This window comes from Rathayibacter sp. AY1B6 (assembly GCF_002932755.1).
GTDB lineage: Bacteria > Actinomycetota > Actinomycetes > Actinomycetales > Microbacteriaceae > Rathayibacter.
The window spans coordinates 58,479-75,590 of the sequence record NZ_PSWL01000003.1; the positions used below are offsets into that span (position 1 = coordinate 58,479).

Genomic DNA, 17,112 nt, shown 5'->3' on the forward strand with positions numbered 1-17,112 from the left:
TCTGGCGAGCAGTCCCGAGTATACGGAGGGGGGTGCGCCGCGGACCGGGGGTTGTGCGGTCGCATATGTCTGCGTCCGATTGGACAAGCGTGCACGCCGGGCCCGGCTCCCGGACGGGCGCATTACACTCGTTCGGGATCATCGAATCGTTAGAGGAGCAATGGACGCAGTCGTGGAGACCACCGCCGTCGAGCGGGACGGGGCGTCGACGACGACCCTCTCGCGCAAGGTGAAGGCCTTCGTCGCTCTGACGAAGCCGCGCGTGATCGAGCTGCTCCTCGTGGTGACCGCTCCGACGATGATCCTGGCGCAGGGCGGGATCCCGAACCTGCTGCTGGTCCTCAACGTCCTGATCGGCGGCGCCCTGAGCGCCGGGTCCGCGGGCGCGTTCAACTGCTACTTCGACCGCGACATCGACCGGATCATGAACCGGACGAAGAACCGGCCGCTCGTGACCGGTGAGATCTCGGACCGGTCCGCACTCGTCTTCGCGACCACGATCGGCGTCCTGTCGATCGTCTGGCTCGGCCTGACGGCCAACTGGCTCTCCGCAGGCCTCTCGCTCGCCGCGATCCTGATCTACGTCGTGTTCTACACGCTCTTCCTCAAGCGCCGTACGCCGCAGAACATCGTGTGGGGCGGCATCGCGGGCTGCATGCCGGTGCTGATCGGCTGGGCGGCGGTCACGGACTCGCTCGACTGGGCCCCCGTCATCCTCTTCTCCGTCATCTTCCTCTGGACGCCGCCGCACTACTGGCCGCTGTCGATGAAGTACCGCGACGACTACCAGGCCGCCGGCGTGCCGATGCTGGCCGTCGTGCGCGGGCGCACGATCGTCGGGCTCCAGGTCATCCTCTACGCCTGGGCCACCGTCGCCTGCTCGCTCCTGCTGATCCCCGTCGCCGGCATGGGCGTGCTCTACACGGTGGTCGCCCTCGGCAGCGGGATCTGGTTCATCGCCGAGACGCACCGCCTCTACAGCCTCGCGATCCGTCACGAGCACGTCTCGCCGATGCGCGTGTTCCACGGGTCCATCGGGTACCTCACCCTGCTCTTCCTCGCCGTCGGCATCGACCCGCTGCTGCCCTTCTGATGGTGACCCCGTTCTCCTTCCTCGCCGAGCGGGTGACCCTGGGTCCGCGCGCACTGCGCTGGGGGACCACCGCGGCGCTGGTCGCGAGCATCCTGATCATCTTCTTCGGGGGCGTCGTCCGGCTGACCGGCTCGGGCCTCGGCTGCCCCACCTGGCCGGCGTGCGAGCCGGGCTCGCTCACCTCGACCCCCGAGCTCGGCATCCACGGCTTCATCGAGTTCACGAACCGCGCGTTCACCGGCGTCCTCGTGGTCGCTGTGGGCTGGGCGATCACGGCCGCGCGCCTGCAGAAGCCGCGCGACCGCACCATGACCCGGCTCGCGTGGTCGCAGTTCTGGCTCGTCGTCGCGAACGCCCTCGCGGGCGGAGCGACCGTGCACTCCGGCCTCAACCCGTACATCGTGGCGGGGCACTTCGTCCTGGCCATCGCCCTGCTCACCACCACCGCACTGACGTGGCACCGCGCCCACCGCTCGCAGTCCGTGGCCTTCGAGCCCGACCGCACGACGCGGGCCCTCAGCATCGGGCTCGTCGGCCTGACCCTCCTCGTGATCCTCGTGGGGACCCTCGTCACGGGCACCGGGCCGCACGCCGGCGACTCCGCGGAGGTGCCGCGGATGCAGTTCCACTGGGAGAGCGTGACCGTCCTGCACGGCGTGCTCGGAACGGCGGTGCTCGTCGCGGGAGCCGCGCTGCTCCTGCGCCTGTCGCGGGCGGCGGGCGCGGAGCTCGCCCGGCGGCGCGTGATCGCCTTCCTCGTGGTCGTCCTGCTGCAGGCCCTGGTCGGGGTCGCGCAGTCCCTCACCGCGCTGCCTGAGACGCTCGTCGCGGTGCACCTCCTCGGTTCGGCGCTCATCTGGGTCGGCGCGGTCCGCGTGCTGCTCGACGTGAACCCGCGGCTCTTCACCGTGCGCGCCCAGCGCCGGGACGCCGCTCAGGAGCTCCAGCCCACCGCCTGACCGCGGGCTCCGGCTCGGCGGAGAGCAGGTGCCGCCGGAGGCGCCGGAGCACGCGGGGGAGCGCCCGAAGCGGGAGGTCGGCCGCGACGGCGCGGGCGAGAGGGCCGAACGCCCGAGCGGGTCCGGCCGGCAGGCCGGCGCCCATCAGTGCGGTCACGAGTCGGGCGGGGATCGGGGTCGAGGCGTCGTTCGTCATGACGGAACCGAATCACGGACCACCGACACCGGTATGGTCATGCGCGTCTGGAGTCCGGCCGCCGGTGCCCGGCCGACACCCAGGTGCGGAGGTTCCGCTGAACGGCGGACGCCGGTAGAATGAGAAGCTGGTCACGGTTCGACGCACCCTGCGCACGTGATCCGCACACGGCCCGATGGAGCGCCGACGCACACCTCCGGAATCCAGGGACGCACATCATCCGCTCCGCGCATCAGATCGATCGCGCGACCGGCCGGAGAGCACCCGCGGGCCACCCCCGGGGGAATGACTCCGGGACCCGACCGGTTAGCAGTGGGTAGGAAACGAGGTACACATGTCAGACATCCTGATCGACCGCCCCGAGCTCGAGAGCCTGGGCGTCTACGAGTTCGGCTGGTCCGACTCGGACTCCGCCGGAGCCTCCGCACGCCGCGGCATCTCGCCCGAGGTCGTCTCCGACATCTCCGCGCTCAAGAACGAGCCCGCCTGGATGCGCGACCGTCGCATGAAGGCCCTGAAGCTCTTCGAGCGCAAGCCCATGCCGACATGGGGTGCCGATCTGTCGGACATCGACTTCGACAACATCAAGTACTTCGTCCGCTCGACCGAGAAGCAGGCGCAGACCTGGGACGACCTCCCGGACGACATCAAGAACACGTACGAGAAGCTCGGCATCCCGGAGGCGGAGCGCCAGCGCCTCGTCGGCGGCGTCGCGGCCCAGTACGAGTCCGAGGTCGTCTACCACCAGATCCGCGAGGACCTGGAGGAGCAGGGCGTCATCTTCATGGATACGGACACGGCTCTGCGCGAGCACCCCGAGATCTTCGAGGAGTACTTCGGCACGGTCATCCCCGCGGGCGACAACAAGTTCGCGGCGCTGAACACCGCGGTCTGGTCCGGCGGCTCCTTCGTGTACGTCCCCAAGGGCGTGCACGTCGACATCCCGCTGCAGGCCTACTTCCGGATCAACACCGAGAACATGGGCCAGTTCGAGCGGACCCTGATCATCGCGGACGAGGACAGCTACGTCCACTACATCGAGGGCTGCACAGCGCCGATCTACAAGTCGGACTCGCTGCACTCGGCCGTGGTCGAGATCATCGTGAAGAAGAACGCCCGCGTGCGCTACACGACGATCCAGAACTGGTCGAACAACGTCTACAACCTCGTCACCAAGCGCGCGATCGCGCACGAGGGCGCGACGATGGAGTGGATCGACGGCAACATCGGCTCCAAGGTCACGATGAAGTACCCGTCGATCTTCCTGGTCGGCGAGCACGCCAAGGGGGAGACCCTCTCCGTCGCCTTCGCGGGCCCCGGCCAGCACCAGGACGCCGGCGCGAAGATGGTCCACATGGCGCCGTACACGCAGTCGTCGATCGTCTCGAAGTCGATCGCCCGCGGCGGCGGTCGTGCCGGATACCGCGGAGAGGTCCGGGTGGACGCGAACGCGCACCACTCGGCGAACACCGTGCGCTGCGACGCCCTCCTGGTCGACACCATCTCGCGCTCCGACACCTACCCGGCGATCGACATCCGCGTCGACGACGTGCAGCTCGGCCACGAGGCGACGGTGTCGAAGGTCAGCGAGGAGCAGCTCTTCTACCTGATGTCGCGCGGCCTGCCGGAGGACGAGGCCATGGCCATGATCGTCCGCGGCTTCATCGAGCCGATCGCACGCGAGCTGCCCATGGAGTACGCCCTCGAGCTGAACAAGCTCATCGAGATGGGGATGGAGGGCAGCGTCGGTTGACGCCCGCCTCCCCCCTCGAAGGGGCGCCCGGACGGGGCGCCCCGCACCCATCGAAAGGAACCACCGCCAGATGACGGTCCCCACGAGCGCCGCGACCCCCGAGATCGACGGCGCGGCCGCCGCCGAGCGCCTGGGCATCAGCGCCCACTCCGACGGGGCGTTCACGCCCGTGCAGACGCGCTCCGAGCGCTTCGCCTCGTCCGACGTCGAGGCCTTCGAGGCCGTCACCGGACGCGAGATCGCCTGGAAGCTGACGCCCGTCGCCCGCCTGGGCGATCTCATCGACGGCGCTCTCGACGGCTCGCCCACTCCCGTCGAGCACGCAGCGGTGGACGGCGTCGACGTCTCGTGGGTCGGCCGCGACGACCAGCGGATCGGCACGGCCGGCCTCCCCGAGGACCGCGCCGCCGCGAACGCCTGGTCGAGCTTCGAGAAGGCCCTCGCCGTCCGCGTGACGGGAGAGGACGAGAAGGTCGCCACCCTCGTCCGCTCGGGCCTCGGCTCCGCACCCCGCGCCGCGCACATGATCATCGAGGCGGCGCCCTACGCCCGCGCCGTCGTCGTGCTGCAGAACGAAGGAGAGGCCTCCCTCGCCGAGAACGTGGAGATCCTCGTCGGCGAGGGCGCGCAGCTCACCGTCGTCACCGTGCAGGAGTGGGCGGACGACGCCCGGCACCTCGCCAACCACTTCGTGCGGGTCGGACGCGACGCGAAGGTGAAGCACATCGTGGTCACCCTCGGCGGCTCCATCGTCCGGGTCAACCCTTCGGCGCACCTCGTCGAGCGCGGAGCGGACGGCGAGCTCTTCGGCCTCTACTTCGCCGACGGCGGCCAGCACCTCGAGCAGCAGGTGTACGTCGACCACGACGCCCCCGACACCCGCAGCCGCGTGACCTACAAGGGCGCGCTGCAGGGCGAGGGTGCGCGCACCGTCTGGATCGGCGACGTCCTCATCCGCAACAGCGCCACCGGAACCGACAGCTACGAGCAGAACCGCAACCTCGTCCTCTCGGACGGCACGCGCGCCGACTCCATCCCGAACCTCGAGATCGAGACCGGCGACATCGCCGGAGCGGGACATGCGTCGGCGACCGGCCGCTTCGACGACGAGCAGCTCTTCTACCTGCAGTCCCGCGGGATCCGCGAGGACGAGGCGCGACGCCTCGTCGTGCGCGGATTCCTCAGCGAGATCGTGCAGCAGATCAAGGTCGCCGAGCTCGAGGACCGCCTGCAGCTCGCGATCGAGGCGGAGCTCGCCGGCAGCGCCGGCCAGACCGGCTCCTCCCGCGGATCGGCGGTCACCGCATGAGCAACGCCGCGATGATCTGCTCGGTCTCCGAGCTGATCCCCAACCAGGCCATGCGGGTCGAGGTCGACGGAGTCGCGATCGCGGTCGTGCAGGACTCCGCCGGCGAGATCCACGCGATCGGCGACACCTGCACCCACGGCGAGATCTCGCTCTCCGAGGGCTTCGTCGAGGGCGAGAGCCTCGAGTGCTGGGCGCACGGCTCCCAGTTCTCCCTCCGCACCGGCACCCCGCTGAACCTCCCGGCCTACGAGCCGGTCCCCGTCTTCGTCGTCGAGATCATCGACGGCGACGTCTACATCGACCCGACCGTCACGAAGGAAGTCTGAATGTCCGTTCTCCAGATCAGCGATCTCCACGTCAGTGTCGAGACCGAGCAGGGGACCAAGCAGATCCTCCGCGGTGTCGATCTCACCATCAACCAGGGTGAGATCCACGCGATCATGGGCCCCAACGGGTCCGGCAAGTCCACCCTCGCGTACACGATCGCGGGACACCCCAAGTACCACGTCGACGGCGGCTCGATCACCCTCGACGGCGTCGAGGTCCTCGACATGACCGTCGACGAGCGCGCCCGCGCGGGCCTCTTCCTCGCCATGCAGTACCCGGTCGAGATTCCCGGCGTGACCAACACCAACTTCCTCCGCACCGCCAAGACCGCGATCGCCGGTGAGGCGCCCGCGATCCGCACGTGGACGAAGGACGTCAAGTCCGCGATGGCGAACCTCCGCATGGACTCGTCCTTCGCGGCGCGCAACGTCAACGAGGGCTTCTCGGGCGGCGAGAAGAAGCGCAACGAGATCCTGCAGCTCGAGCTGCTCGCCCCGCAGTTCGCCGTCCTAGACGAGACCGACTCCGGCCTCGACGTCGACGCGCTCAAGATCGTGTCCGAGGGCGTCAACCGCGCCCACCAGAGCACCGGCCTCGGCGTGCTGCTGATCACGCACTACACGCGGATCCTGCGCTACATCCAGCCGGACTTCGTCCACGTCTTCGTCGCCGGCCGCGTCGCCGAGCAGGGCGGCAAGGAGCTCGCCACCCGGCTCGAGGACGAGGGCTACGACCGCTTCCTGACCTCGGCGACGGTCTGATCATGGCGGTCACCACTCTCGAGCCGAAGCTCTTCGACCAGGTCGAGGAGGCCCTCAAGGACGTCATGGACCCCGAGCTCGGGGTCAATGTGGTCGACCTGGGACTCATCTACGACCTGGGCTGGGACGACGAGAACGACGCCCTCGTCATCCACATGACCCTCACCTCGGCGGGCTGCCCGCTGACCGATGTGCTCGAGGAGCAGACCGCCGAGTCGCTCGACGGCATCGTCGAGGCCTTCCGGATCAACTGGGTCTGGATGCCGCCGTGGGGTCCCGACCGGATCACCGAGGACGGCCGCGACATGATGCGCGCGCTCGGCTTCTCCATCTAGCAGACGCACGCGAACGCCGAAGGGCCGGGAGGATTCGTCCTCCCGGCCCTTCGGCGTTCGTGCGACCGCTCAGCGCGAGCGGCGCGAGAGCATCGCCCAGGTGGTGGGGAGCAGCGCGGCGGCGACCAGCGCCTTGAGCGCGTCGCCGATGAGGAAGGGCACGAGCCCCGCGGAGAGGACGGAGCCGAGGTCGGCGGGCAGCCCCAGCGAGGCGAGGGCGGCGGCCAGCCAGGGCAGGCCGACGAGGTAGATGGTGGCTGTGCCGGCGAGGAAGGTCACCAGCGTGCCGAGGACGCGACGGTCCCACTGCCGCTGGGCGAGCCATCCGGTGACGATCGACGCGAGGACGAAGCCGACGATGTAGCCGCCGGTGGGACCCGCGAGGACAGCCCAGCCGTGCGAGCCCTCGGTGAAGACCGGGGCGCCGAGAGCGCCCACGAGCGCGTACACGAGCATGGAGAGCGCGCCGCGGAGCGCGCCGAGCGTCGTGCCGACCAGGAGGACCGCGAAGGTCTGGCCCGTGAAGGGGACCGGCCACATCGGGATGAACAGCTGCGCCATCGCCGCGGTGAGACCCGCACCCGCGAGCACCAGCAGGGCGTCGGTCGCGACGGAGCGGGTGACGAGCCGGTCGGCGAGGACCGGGCGCGGGAGGGCGGAAGAGGAAGGGGACATGGGTGATCTCCGAGGGTCCTGGTCGCCCGAGAGCGAGGAGCGAGCGCGTCCGCGGTGAGCGGACGTGGATCCGCCCCGCGGCTCAGGAAATATACTAGGGGGCTGCCGCATCGCGGCCTCATGCCCCACTCCTCCCGAACCGAACGCCATTTCTTGGCGGGAACGGACAGCACTGTGCTCAGCGTGCACGACCTCGAACTCCGAGTCGGCGCCCGACTCCTGATGGAGAACGTCTCCTTCCGGGTGGGCGACGGCGACAAGGTCGGCCTCGTCGGCCGCAACGGGGCGGGGAAGACGACGCTGACCAAGGTCCTCGCGGGCGACCTCATCGCCTCGAAGGGCACGGTCGACCGCGGCGGCGAGATCGGCTACCTCCCCCAGGACCCGCGCTCGGGCGACCCGGAGGAGCTGGCGCGCACCCGCATCCTCGACGCGCGCGGGCTGGGGCAGCTGGTGCTCGGCATGCAGGAGGCGACGATCGCGATGTCGAGCAGCGACACCTCCCTGAGCGAGGCCGGCATGAAGAAGTACGGCAACCTCACGGACCGCTTCCTCTCCCTGGGCGGATACGCGGCGGAGGCGGAGGCCGCGTCGATCGCGAGCAACCTCAACCTCCCCGACCGGATCCTCGACCAGCCGCTCAAGACGCTCTCCGGCGGCCAGCGGCGCCGCATCGAGCTCGCGAGGATCCTCTTCTCGGACGCGAGCACGCTGATCCTCGACGAGCCGACGAACCACCTCGACGCCGACTCCGTCGTCTGGCTCCGCGAGTTCCTCAAGAACTACCGCGGCGGCTTCATCGTGATCAGCCACGACATCGAGCTGGTCGGCGAGACCGTGAACCGCGTCTTCTACCTCGACGCCAACCGCCAGGTCATCGACGTCTACAACATGAACTGGAAGAACTACCAGCGCCAGCGCGCCGCCGACGAGGAGCGCCGCAAGAAGGAGCGGGTCAACGTCGAGAAGAAGGCCGGCGCCCTCCAGCTGCAGGCCGCCAAGTTCGGCGCGAAGGCCTCGAAGGCCGCGGCGGCGCACCAGATGGTCGCGCGTGCCGAGCGCATGCTCAGCGGACTCGAGGAGGTCCGCGCGGTCGACCGCGTCGCGAAGCTCCGGTTCCCGACTCCGTCCGCCTGCGGACGCACCCCCCTGCAGGCTCAGAACCTGTCGAAGAGCTACGGCTCGCTCGAGATCTTCACCGCCGTCGACCTCGCGATCGACCGCGGCTCCAAGGTCGTCATCCTGGGGCTCAACGGAGCGGGCAAGACGACGCTCCTGCGCATCCTGGGCGGCGTCGACCAGCCCGACACCGGAGTGATCGAGGCCGGGCACGGCCTCCGGATCGGCTACTACGCGCAGGAGCACGAGACGATCGACGTCAAGCGCTCGGTGCTCGAGAACATGGTGTCGTCGAGCCCGAACCTCACCGAGACCGAGGCGCGCCGGGTCCTGGGTTCGTTCCTGTTCACCGGGGACGACTCGCACAAGCCGGCCGGGGTCCTCTCCGGCGGGGAGAAGACCCGTCTCGCCCTGGCGATGATCGTGGTCTCGGGAGCGAACGTGCTCCTGCTCGACGAGCCCACCAACAACCTCGACCCGGCGAGCCGCGAGGAGATCCTCGACGCGCTCGCGCACTACGAGGGCGCGGTCGTCCTGGTCAGCCACGACGAGGGGGCCGTCGAGGCGCTGAACCCCGAGCGGGTCCTGATCATGCCGGAGGGCACCGAGGACCACTGGGCGGCCGACTACCTCGACCTGATCACGCTCGCCTAGCGGGCGTCGAGCAGCTCGTCCTCGACCTCGGAGTCGCTGCGGCCGCGGCGTCGGCGGCGCTCCTCGCGCCGCTCCTCGGCCGCCACGACCTCGGGGTCGTCGGCATTGCGGATGCGGTACTCGTGGCGGATCGCCCAGCCGAGCCCGCCGAAGCCCATGACGGCGAACAGCACCCACTGGATGGCGTAGCTGATGTGCAGGCCCTCGTCGGCGACCGGCTTGATCGCGGCCAGCGGGGGAGCGTCGATCGGCGCCGGCGCCTCGCCGACCAGCAGGCCGTACGCCGAGGTCCGCAGGGGCTCGTCCAGCTGCGTCGACAGGTCGTCGAGCTGGATGGTGGCGATCTGGCCGGCCGGCGCGGAGCGTCCGTCGATCCGTCCCTCCGCGGGCTTCAAGCGGGCGACGACGGTCACCTCCCCCTCGGGCGGTGCGGGGATCGTGTCGGGGGAGTCCTGGGTCGAGCCGACGGGCACCCAGCCACGGTCGACGACGAACACGCTGCCGTCGTCGAGCCGCAGCGGCGTCAGGATCTCGAAGCCGGGATTGCCGTTGTAGGGCCGGTTGCGGACGAGCGTCTGCCCCTGCGTCTCGTAGACGCCGGCGACCTCGACCGGGCGGTACTCGAGCGCGTCGTCCCAGGCGGAGTCGGCGGGGAGCAGCCCGTCGAGGGCGACCGGGTCGGCGGTCCAGTTCGCGGTGACCAGCCTGTTGGTCGAGGCGGCCTGGTCGAGCCGCGCGACCTGCCAGCGAGAGAGCAGCACGCAGGCGACGGCGAAGACGATCGCGAGCGCGAGGTAGCCGAACCAGCGCCGGGAGAAGACGAAGCGCCAGGAGGGTCGGGGCGCGTCGCTGCTCACCGTTCCGCTCCGCGGTCGACCGTGTAGAGCGGCTTCACCTCGAGCGGGAAGTCGCGGGCGAGGAGGAACTCGCGCAGGAACTCCCGGTGCTCGCCGCAGGCCAGCCAGGTCTTCCGGCGGTCCTCCGTGTGGATCCTCGGGTTCCGCCACTCGATCGCGAAGGTCGCCGTCCTCGGGCAGCCCGCTCGGGAGCAGGCGTGCGCGTCGGGGACCCGGCCGAGGGGGATCACGGTCGGTCTCCCCGAGGGTCGCCGCCCTCGGGGCCGGTCGGCGCCTCGGAGTCGGGGGCCGGGGCGGGAGCCGGAGCCGGCGGGACCGGTCGGGAGAGGACGATCGCACCCGGCCGCTCGACGTTGCCGCGCTCGCCCGCGCTGCCGACGTTGGCCAGCACGACGGCGAAGTAGGGCAGGACCACGGCGCCGATCGCGAAGAACAGCAGCCACCATCCGTGGGCGAAGAGGAGGCAGATGACGCAGAGCATCCTGATGCCCATGGCGATCGAGTACTTGATCGCACGGGAGCGCCGCTCGGCGCTCGGCGACGGCGGTAGGGAGGTGAGTGTCTCGCGTGGTTTCACAGCCCTGCAAGCCTACGTCGCGGCAGGTGGGTGCAGGCCGGGAGGGCCTCATCCCGGAATCTGTTGCGCGACGCGCCTCTAGGATGTACGGGTCGCCCGGCGCCGCACGAGCGCCGGCAGGAGGGACACCATGACCACGCCGCGCACCGTCCTCGTCACCGGGGGCAACCGGGGGATCGGCTTCGCCATCGCCCAGGAGTTCGTGGCCGCCGGTCACCGGGTCGCCGTGACGGCGCGCTCGGGCTCCGGTCCGGAGGGCTCCCTCACCGTCGTCGCGGACGTGACCGACGCCGCCTCCATCGACGCCGCGTTCACGCAGGTCGAGGCCGAGCTGGGCCCGGTCGAGATCCTGGTGGCGAACGCGGGCATCACCCGCGACACCCTGCTGCTGCGCATGACGGAGGAGGACTTCACCTCCGTCGTCGACACGAACCTCACGGGGGCGTTCCGCGTGGTCAAGCGCGCGTCGAAGGGGATGCTCAAGCAGCGCTTCGGCCGCGTCGTCCTCATCTCCAGCGTGGTCGGCCTCTACGGGTCGCCCGGCCAGATCAACTACTCCTCGTCGAAGGCCGCCCTCGTGGGCTTCGCCCGCTCGCTGACCCGCGAGCTCGGCGCCCGCAACATCACCGCCAACGTCGTCGCCCCCGGCTTCATCGAGACCGACATGACCGCCGAGCTCTCGCCGGAGCAGCAGGCGGAGTACCGCAAGAGCATCCCGCTGGCCCGCTACGGCACCGCTGCCGAGGTCGCCAAGGTCACGCGCTGGCTGGCCAGTGATGAGGCGGCGTACATCTCCGGTGCCGTGATCCCGGTCGACGGCGGCCTCGGGATGGGCCACTGACCGATAAGCCTGGAGCTTATATCTGCCGGATATAAGCTCTAGGCTTATGCGATGACCTCCTCCGACGTCGTCGCCGTCCTCCTGGACCTGGTGACCTCCCGCTCCCTCGTCGACCGTGCGGGCGCCCAGCGCGAGATCGAGCAGGGCTTCGCCGACGTGGAGGCCGCGGTCCCGGCGATCCAGCCCCTGCATCCGACGGTCGGCGACGAGTTCCAGGCGATCCACCCCTCCGTCCACTCCGCGCTCCGGGCGACGCTGCAGGCGCGCCTCTCGCTCCCGGCCGGCATCGACTGCCGCGTGGGCATCGGCCTGGGCGAGGTGCGGGTGGTCGGCTCGGGAATCGCAGGGGACCTCGAGGACGGCTCCGGCTGGTGGCGCGCGCGCGAGGCCATCGACCGAGCCCACGCGCTCGAGGACGGCGCCGTGCCCACGGCACGCGGGTGGTTCGTCGCCGGAGACTCGGACGGGAGCCCCGGCGAGGCGGCGGTCAACGCCTACCTCCTCTCCCGCGACGCCCTGGTCGGAGCGCTCAGCGCGCGCGACCGCCGGCTCGTGCTCGGGAGCCTGCGCGGAGCGTCGCAGAAGGAGCTGGGCGAGCAGGAGTCGATCTCGCAGCCCGCCGTCTCGCAGGCGCTGCGGCGCGCGGGAGCGGGCGCCCTCCTCGCCGGCGCGCGCCTGCTGGAGGAGACGTGCTGACGGCGCTGCTGCTCGCCGTGATCGGCCCCGCCGACCTCGCGCGCACGCACCTCCGCCGCCGTGCGGCCCTCCTCGCGATCCCCGTGCTCGCCGCCGCAGCCGTGACCGCAGCGCTCGTCGTCGGAGCCCCGCCGCTCGGTGCGGCGATCGTCGTCGTCCTGGCCGGAGCCTGGCTGCTGACGACCACGACCGTCGAGAACGCGCGGCCGCCCGGGGGGCTGCGCCCGGCCGTCGGCCTCATCGCGGCGGTCCTGGTGCTGACCATCGTCGACCGCGCCGCCGGCGTCCCGACGGCGCCGCTCGCGCCTGCCGCCGTCGCGAACACGCTCCCTCCGCTCGAGCCGCTCGCCCTGGCGGTCGGAGCCGGGCTCTTCCTGCTGGAGAGCGGCAACGTGATCGTGCGGGCGGCGCTGTTCCGCGAGCTCCCGCAGGCCGAGCCCGCGCCGCGTCCGCGCTGGAGCGAGCGGTTCGCGCGTCGCGAGCCGACCGACGCCCGCCTGCCGGACCTCCAGGGCGGGCGCACGATCGGACCGCTGGAGCGGCTGCTGATCGCCGGCCTCACGCTCGCGGGAGCGATCGGCCTCGCCGGTGCCGTGCTCGCCGCCAAGGGGATCGTGCGCTTCCCCGAGATCTCCCGCGACGGCGGCAGCGGGGAGAAGGCGGAGTACTTCCTGGTGGGCTCGCTCGTCAGCTGGGCGCTGGCGCTCGGCTGTGCCGGGCTCGTCGCGACCGCGGGCGGCTGACCCCCTCGAGGGCGGAGGAGACGGGCCTCAGCCGCGGAGGCCGAGGACGGGCAGCAGCTGCGAGAGGTCGAGGCCGCCGACGACGAGGTCGGCGCGCTCGCGCACCAGGGGCTTGGCGTTGAAGGCGACGGCGAGGGCGGCGACCGCCATCATCTCCAGGTCGTTCGCACCATCGCCGACGGCGATCGTGCGCTGCGGCGGAACGCCCGAGAGCGCCGCCCACTCGCGGAGCGCCTCCGCTTTGGCCGCGGCGTCGATGACCGCTCCGTCGACCGCTCCGGTCAGCAGGCCGCCCCGGCAGCAGAGGCGGTTGGCCCGGACGAAGTCGAGGCCGAGCGCGCCGGCGACCGGGTCGAGGACCTCGTGGAACCCTCCGGACACGACTCCGATGCGGCCGCCGACAGCGTGCACGCCGGCCACGAGCTCAGCGGCGCCGGGCGTGACGCGGACGCCCGAGCTCACGCCCGGGAGCACCGACTCGGGGATCCCGGCGAGAGTGGCGACGCGCTCGCGGAGGCTCTCGCCGAAGTCGAGCTCGCCGCGCATCGCCCGCTCGGTGACGGCGGCGACGCGCTCCTCGGAGCCGGCGTGCACCGCGAGGAGCTCGATCACCTCGTCCTGGAGGAGGGTGGAGTCCGCGTCGAGGACGACGAGGAAGCGGGCAGGCGTCGCAGGACGCTCACTCATGGGCCGGTCCGATCGGTCGGGTGGGCGCGCCGGGGCGCAGAGCTCGACCCGTGGGGGTGCTACGGGTGGACGACGACGCCCTTGCCGACGACGGTGATGCCCGACTCGGTCACGGTGAACCCGCGCTCGCGATCGTGGTCGTGGTCCACGCCGACCCGAGCACCGGGCTCGACGACGACGTCCTTGTCGAGGATAGCGCGGACGACCAGCGCGTCCGGGCCGATGCGGACCTTGTCGAAGACCACAGAGTCGGTGACCGTCGCGTTCGACTCGATGACCGTCCAGGGCCCGACGACGCTGCGCTCGATGTGCGCGCCCGAGATGACGGTGCCGAGCGAGACGACCGAGTCGACCGTCGATCCCATGTTGCCCTTGCCGTCGCGGACGATCTTGGCCGGCGGGGAGTTCAGCTGCGACGAGAAGATCGGCCACTGCTGGTTGTAGAGGTTGAAGACCGGCAGAGCCGAGATGAGGTCCTGGTGGGCTTCGAAGAAGGAGTCGATGGTGCCGACGTCCCGCCAGTAGTAGCGGTCGCGGTCGGTCGAGCCGGGGACGTCGTTGAGCTTGAGGTCGTAGACGCCGGCCTCGCCGCGCGCGACGAAGTCGGGGATGATGTCGCCGCCCATGTCGTGGTCCGACGTGGAGGACTCCCCGTCGCGGATGACCGCGTCGATCAGGGCGTCGGCGTCGAAGACGTAGTTGCCCATGGAGGCGAGGACCTCGTGCGGCGAGTCGGCCAGGCCGACGGCGTCCTTGGGCTTCTCGAGGAACTCGGAGATCATCGTCGGCACGATGCCGTCGCCCGCCTCGTCTCCGGCGAGCTGGATGACGCCGAACTGGTCCGCGAGCTCGATCGGCTGGCGGATGGCCGCGACGGTCGCCTTCGCACCCGACTTGATGTGCGCGTCGATCATCTGCGAGAAGTCCATGCGGTAGACGTGGTCGGCGCCGACCACGACGACGATGTCGGGCTTCTCGTCGCGGATCAGGTTGAGGCTCTGCAGGATCGCGTCGGCCGAGCCGCTGAACCAGCGCTTGCCCAGGCGCTGCTGCGCGGGGACCGAGGCGACGTAGGAGTTCAGGAGCCCGGAGAGGCGCCAGGTCTGCGAGACGTGGCGGTCGAGCGAGTGCGACTTGTACTGCGTCAGCACGACGATCTGGGTGAGACCGGAGTTGATCAGGTTGGACAGCGCGAAGTCGATCAGCCGGTACTGCCCGCCGAACGGCACCGCGGGCTTGGCCCGGTCCGCTGTGAGGGGCATGAGGCGCTTTCCCTCGCCGCCGGCGAGGACGATGCCGAAGATCTTCTTTGACTGCATGGCACCACAGTAGGGGCTCGCGCTTCCCCGTGGACCCCGGCTGTCGCCGGGGGAGCGCCCTGTACTACGGTTCGGGGGTGCGAGTCGATCTGCTGACCAAGGAATACCCGCCCGAGGTGTACGGGGGAGCCGGTGTCCACGTGGCCGAGCTCACCAAGGCGCTGCGCAGTGACCTGGAGGTCGTGGTGCGCTGCTTCGGCGCGCCGCGCGAGGAGGCGGGCACGTTCGCGTACTCCGTCCCCGCGGAGCTCGCCGAGGCGAACGGCGCCCTGCAGACCCTCGGGGTCGACCTGCAGATCGCGCAGGACGCGGCGGGGGCCGACCTGGTCCACTCCCACACCTGGTACGCCAACGCCGCGGGGCGTCTCGCCCAGCTCCTGCACGGCATCCCGCACGTGGTCTCGGCGCACAGCCTCGAGCCGCTGCGTCCGTGGAAGGCCGAGCAGCTCGGCGGCGGCTACCGCGTCTCGAGCTGGATCGAGCGGGAGGCGTACGAGAACGCCGACGCCGTGATCGCGGTGTCCGGCGGCATGCGCGAGGACATCCTCCGCTCCTACCCGGCCCTGGACCCGGCGAAGGTCCACGTGGTCTACAACGGCATCGACCTCGACGCCTGGCACCCCGTCGAGGACGAGGCCGTCCTCGCCGAGCTCGGCATCGACCCCTCGCGCCCCTCCGTCGTCTTCGTCGGCCGCATCACCCGGCAGAAGGGCCTGCCCTACCTGCTCCGCGCCGCTGCGACCCTGCCTCCCGAGGTGCAGCTCGTGCTCTGCGCCGGCGCCCCCGACACCCCGGAGATCATGGCCGAGGTGACCTCCCTCGTCCGCAGCCTCCAGGAGGAGCGCACCGGCGTCGTCTGGATCGACCGCCACCTGCCGCGCCACCAGCTCTCCGCGGTCCTGACGAGCGCGACCACGTTCGTCTGCCCGTCGATCTACGAGCCCCTGGGCATCGTCAACCTCGAGGCGATGGCCTGCGGTGCGGCGGTCGTCGGGACGGCGACCGGCGGCATCCCGGAGGTCGTCGAGGACGGAGTCACGGGCCGCCTCGTCCCGATCGAGCAGGTCACCGACGGCACCGGCACCCCCGTGGACCCGGACCGCTACGTCGCCGATCTCGCCGCCGCCCTGGCGGAGGTCGTCGCGGACCCCGAGGCGGCGAAGCGGATGGGCGCCGCGGGCCGCGAGCGCGCGCAGAGCCACTTCAGCTGGACGCAGATCGCGCGGGACACCCGGGCGATCTACGACTCGCTCGTCTGAGCCTCCCGGCCGCCTCCTTTAGAATGGCTCCCATGCCCAGCGTTGTCTCGTTCGTCGATGTGTCCTTCGTCCGGAACGGCAAGCGGATCCTCGACCACGTGTCGTGGGACGTGGCCGAGGACGAGCGCTGGGTGATCCTCGGCCCCAACGGGGCGGGCAAGACCTCGATCCTGCAGATCGCCGCCGCGCAGAACTACCCCTCGACCGGTGCCGCGCACCTGCTCGAGGAGACCCTCGGCCGCGTCGACGTGTTCGAACTGCGTCCGCGCATCGGCTACGCGTCGACCGCGATGGCCCGCCGCCTCCCGGCCGGCGAGACCGTGCTCGACGTCGTGATGACCGCCGCGTACGCCGTGACCGGCCGCTGGAACGAGGGCTACGACGCGATCGACGAGCGCCGCGCCCGCCGGGTGCTGTCCGAGTGGAAACTCGAGCACCTCGCAGAGCGCACGTTCGGGACGCTCTCGGACGGCGAGCAGAAGCGCGTCCAGATCGCCCGCGCGGTCATGACCGACCCCGAGCTGCTCCTGCTCGACGAGCCGGCCGCGAGCCTCGACCTCGGCGCCCGCGAGGAGCTCGTCCAGCTGCTGGGCGGCTTCGCGAAGGACCCGGCGTCGCCCGCGATCGTGATGGTGACCCACCACGTCGAGGAGATCCCCGACGGCTTCACCCACGCCCTGCTCCTCCGCGACGGAGCGGTGGTGGCGGCGGGCCCGCTGGCCGAGGCCCTGACCGAGGCGACGCTCGCCGAGACCTTCGGGCTCGACATCGCGCTCACCCGCGAGAACGGGCGCTTCTCGGCCCGCGCCCGCGGCTGACCCGGCTCCGGGGTCCGGGCGCGGCGCGTCTTCTGCGCGCGCTGCCGGTCTGGTATTCTCGGTAGCTGGTTCGGGCCCGTTCGCGGTGCGCCCGCCCTCATCCACCCGTTCCCGTCGACGACAGGTGCGGTTCA

General features: G+C 71.0%; 19 protein-coding genes. 13 read left to right on the top strand and 6 right to left on the bottom strand.

Annotation, left to right across the window (positions count from 1 at the left end; translation table 11 throughout):
• Window positions 1–160 precede the first annotated feature (160 nt).
• From C5D08_RS02125 to C5D08_RS02155, 7 genes are all read left to right on the top strand, one after another.
• Complete coding sequence (locus C5D08_RS02125) at window positions 161–1,093, top strand: heme o synthase (RefSeq protein ID WP_104275600.1); 933 nt, start codon at window positions 161–163, stop codon at window positions 1,091–1,093.
• The gene (locus C5D08_RS02130) at window positions 1,093–2,052 is read left to right on the top strand and encodes a heme A synthase (RefSeq protein ID WP_104275601.1); all 960 of its coding nucleotides are present in this window, start codon (window positions 1,093–1,095) and stop codon (window positions 2,050–2,052) included. Before C5D08_RS02125 ends, C5D08_RS02130 begins: the two co-directional genes overlap by 1 nt.
• Window positions 2,053–2,582: 530 nt before the next feature.
• A complete protein-coding gene (gene sufB, locus C5D08_RS02135) occupies window positions 2,583–4,001 on the top strand; it encodes a Fe-S cluster assembly protein SufB (protein ID WP_104221933.1) in 1,419 nt (472 codons plus the stop codon).
• Between the two features lie 70 nt (window positions 4,002–4,071).
• On the top strand, window positions 4,072–5,310 hold the full coding sequence (sufD, locus tag C5D08_RS02140; RefSeq protein ID WP_104275602.1) for a Fe-S cluster assembly protein SufD: 1,239 nt from the start codon (window positions 4,072–4,074) through the stop codon (window positions 5,308–5,310).
• The gene (locus tag C5D08_RS02145) at window positions 5,307–5,636 is read left to right on the top strand and encodes a non-heme iron oxygenase ferredoxin subunit (protein ID WP_181109971.1); all 330 of its coding nucleotides are present in this window, start codon (window positions 5,307–5,309) and stop codon (window positions 5,634–5,636) included. Before sufD ends, C5D08_RS02145 begins: the two co-directional genes overlap by 4 nt.
• Complete coding sequence (sufC, locus tag C5D08_RS02150) at window positions 5,637–6,398, top strand: Fe-S cluster assembly ATPase SufC (protein WP_104275603.1); 762 nt, start codon at window positions 5,637–5,639, stop codon at window positions 6,396–6,398. It begins immediately after the preceding gene.
• Window positions 6,399–6,400: 2 nt separating this feature from the next.
• On the top strand, window positions 6,401–6,733 hold the full coding sequence (locus C5D08_RS02155) for a metal-sulfur cluster assembly factor (protein ID WP_104221939.1): 333 nt from the start codon (window positions 6,401–6,403) through the stop codon (window positions 6,731–6,733).
• 69 nt (window positions 6,734–6,802) lie between these two features.
• Here the strand turns inward: C5D08_RS02155 and C5D08_RS02160 are convergent, their stop codons facing one another.
• Window positions 6,803–7,408 (bottom strand): biotin transporter BioY, encoded by a 606-nt coding sequence (locus C5D08_RS02160; RefSeq protein WP_104275604.1) that lies wholly within the window; start codon window positions 7,406–7,408, stop codon window positions 6,803–6,805.
• A gap of 174 nt (window positions 7,409–7,582) precedes the next feature.
• On the opposite strand from C5D08_RS02160, the gene C5D08_RS02165 reads away from it, so the two are divergent.
• Window positions 7,583–9,181 (top strand): ABC-F family ATP-binding cassette domain-containing protein, encoded by a 1,599-nt coding sequence (locus C5D08_RS02165; RefSeq protein ID WP_104275605.1) that lies wholly within the window; start codon window positions 7,583–7,585, stop codon window positions 9,179–9,181.
• Here C5D08_RS02165 and C5D08_RS02170 read toward each other — a convergent pair.
• Genes C5D08_RS02170 through C5D08_RS02180 form a run of 3 tightly spaced genes read right to left on the bottom strand, consistent with a single transcriptional unit; the run spans window position 9,178 to window position 10,615 of the window.
• Entirely contained in the window at window positions 9,178–10,038 is an 861-nt protein-coding gene (locus C5D08_RS02170; RefSeq protein WP_104275606.1) for an SURF1 family protein, read from the bottom strand. The genes C5D08_RS02165 and C5D08_RS02170 overlap by 4 nt on opposite strands.
• Window positions 10,035–10,268 carry a hypothetical protein gene (locus C5D08_RS02175; RefSeq protein WP_104275607.1) on the bottom strand — a complete coding sequence of 78 codons (234 nt, stop codon included), beginning with the start codon at window positions 10,266–10,268 and terminating at the stop codon, window positions 10,035–10,037. Before C5D08_RS02175 ends, C5D08_RS02170 begins: the two co-directional genes overlap by 4 nt.
• Window positions 10,265–10,615, bottom strand: a complete 351-nt coding sequence (locus tag C5D08_RS02180) for a DUF3099 domain-containing protein (RefSeq protein ID WP_104275608.1) — start codon at window positions 10,613–10,615, stop codon at window positions 10,265–10,267. The genes C5D08_RS02175 and C5D08_RS02180 overlap by 4 nt, the downstream gene beginning before the upstream one ends.
• 130 nt (window positions 10,616–10,745) lie before the next feature.
• Between C5D08_RS02180 and C5D08_RS02185 the strand changes: the two genes are divergently transcribed.
• The 3 genes from C5D08_RS02185 to C5D08_RS02195 are packed head-to-tail and all read left to right on the top strand — an operon-like array spanning window position 10,746 to window position 12,895.
• Window positions 10,746–11,456 (top strand): beta-ketoacyl-ACP reductase, encoded by a 711-nt coding sequence (locus C5D08_RS02185; RefSeq protein ID WP_104275609.1) that lies wholly within the window; start codon window positions 10,746–10,748, stop codon window positions 11,454–11,456.
• A gap of 51 nt (window positions 11,457–11,507) precedes the next feature.
• Window positions 11,508–12,152, top strand: coding sequence for a SatD family protein (locus C5D08_RS02190; RefSeq protein ID WP_104275610.1), 645 nt, complete (start codon window positions 11,508–11,510; stop codon window positions 12,150–12,152).
• Window positions 12,146–12,895 carry a hypothetical protein gene (locus C5D08_RS02195; RefSeq protein ID WP_104275611.1) on the top strand — a complete coding sequence of 250 codons (750 nt, stop codon included), beginning with the start codon at window positions 12,146–12,148 and terminating at the stop codon, window positions 12,893–12,895. The genes C5D08_RS02190 and C5D08_RS02195 overlap by 7 nt, the downstream gene beginning before the upstream one ends.
• 27 nt (window positions 12,896–12,922) lie before the next feature.
• On the opposite strand, the gene serB is transcribed toward C5D08_RS02195, so the two are convergent.
• Both serB and C5D08_RS02205 read right to left on the bottom strand, forming a co-directional pair.
• Entirely contained in the window at window positions 12,923–13,582 is a 660-nt protein-coding gene (serB, locus tag C5D08_RS02200) for a phosphoserine phosphatase SerB (protein ID WP_104275612.1), read from the bottom strand.
• A 59-nt stretch (window positions 13,583–13,641) separates the two neighbouring features.
• Window positions 13,642–14,901: a glucose-1-phosphate adenylyltransferase gene (locus tag C5D08_RS02205; RefSeq protein ID WP_104275613.1), complete on the bottom strand. Its 1,260-nt coding sequence runs from the start codon at window positions 14,899–14,901 to the stop codon at window positions 13,642–13,644.
• Window positions 14,902–14,978: 77 nt separating this feature from the next.
• On the opposite strand from C5D08_RS02205, the gene glgA reads away from it, so the two are divergent.
• Both glgA and C5D08_RS02215 read left to right on the top strand, forming a co-directional pair.
• Window positions 14,979–16,160 carry a glycogen synthase gene (glgA, locus tag C5D08_RS02210; RefSeq protein ID WP_104275614.1) on the top strand — a complete coding sequence of 394 codons (1,182 nt, stop codon included), beginning with the start codon at window positions 14,979–14,981 and terminating at the stop codon, window positions 16,158–16,160.
• A 32-nt stretch (window positions 16,161–16,192) separates the two neighbouring features.
• The gene (locus C5D08_RS02215; RefSeq protein ID WP_104275615.1) at window positions 16,193–16,978 is read left to right on the top strand and encodes an ABC transporter ATP-binding protein; all 786 of its coding nucleotides are present in this window, start codon (window positions 16,193–16,195) and stop codon (window positions 16,976–16,978) included.
• Window positions 16,979–17,112 lie beyond the last annotated feature (134 nt).

What these genes read in the sequence shown, in the direction of transcription:
- C5D08_RS02125 (WP_104275600.1), top strand. Translation starts at nt 161, where the DNA reads ATGGACGCAGTCGTGGAGACCACCGCCGTCGAGCGGGACGGGGCGTCG.
- C5D08_RS02130 (WP_104275601.1), top strand. Translation starts at nt 1,093, where the DNA reads ATGGTGACCCCGTTCTCCTTCCTCGCCGAGCGGGTGACCCTGGGTCCG.
- sufB (WP_104221933.1), top strand. Translation starts at nt 2,583, where the DNA reads ATGTCAGACATCCTGATCGACCGCCCCGAGCTCGAGAGCCTGGGCGTC.
- sufD (WP_104275602.1), top strand. Translation starts at nt 4,072, where the DNA reads ATGACGGTCCCCACGAGCGCCGCGACCCCCGAGATCGACGGCGCGGCC.
- C5D08_RS02145 (WP_181109971.1), top strand. Translation starts at nt 5,307, where the DNA reads ATGAGCAACGCCGCGATGATCTGCTCGGTCTCCGAGCTGATCCCCAAC.
- sufC (WP_104275603.1), top strand. Translation starts at nt 5,637, where the DNA reads ATGTCCGTTCTCCAGATCAGCGATCTCCACGTCAGTGTCGAGACCGAG.
- C5D08_RS02155 (WP_104221939.1), top strand. Translation starts at nt 6,401, where the DNA reads ATGGCGGTCACCACTCTCGAGCCGAAGCTCTTCGACCAGGTCGAGGAG.
- C5D08_RS02160 (WP_104275604.1), bottom strand. Translation starts at nt 7,408, where the DNA reads ATGTCCCCTTCCTCTTCCGCCCTCCCGCGCCCGGTCCTCGCCGACCGG.
- C5D08_RS02185 (WP_104275609.1), top strand. Translation starts at nt 10,746, where the DNA reads ATGACCACGCCGCGCACCGTCCTCGTCACCGGGGGCAACCGGGGGATC.
- C5D08_RS02190 (WP_104275610.1), top strand. Translation starts at nt 11,508, where the DNA reads ATGACCTCCTCCGACGTCGTCGCCGTCCTCCTGGACCTGGTGACCTCC.
- serB (WP_104275612.1), bottom strand. Translation starts at nt 13,582, where the DNA reads ATGAGTGAGCGTCCTGCGACGCCTGCCCGCTTCCTCGTCGTCCTCGAC.
- C5D08_RS02205 (WP_104275613.1), bottom strand. Translation starts at nt 14,901, where the DNA reads ATGCAGTCAAAGAAGATCTTCGGCATCGTCCTCGCCGGCGGCGAGGGA.
- C5D08_RS02215 (WP_104275615.1), top strand. Translation starts at nt 16,193, where the DNA reads ATGCCCAGCGTTGTCTCGTTCGTCGATGTGTCCTTCGTCCGGAACGGC.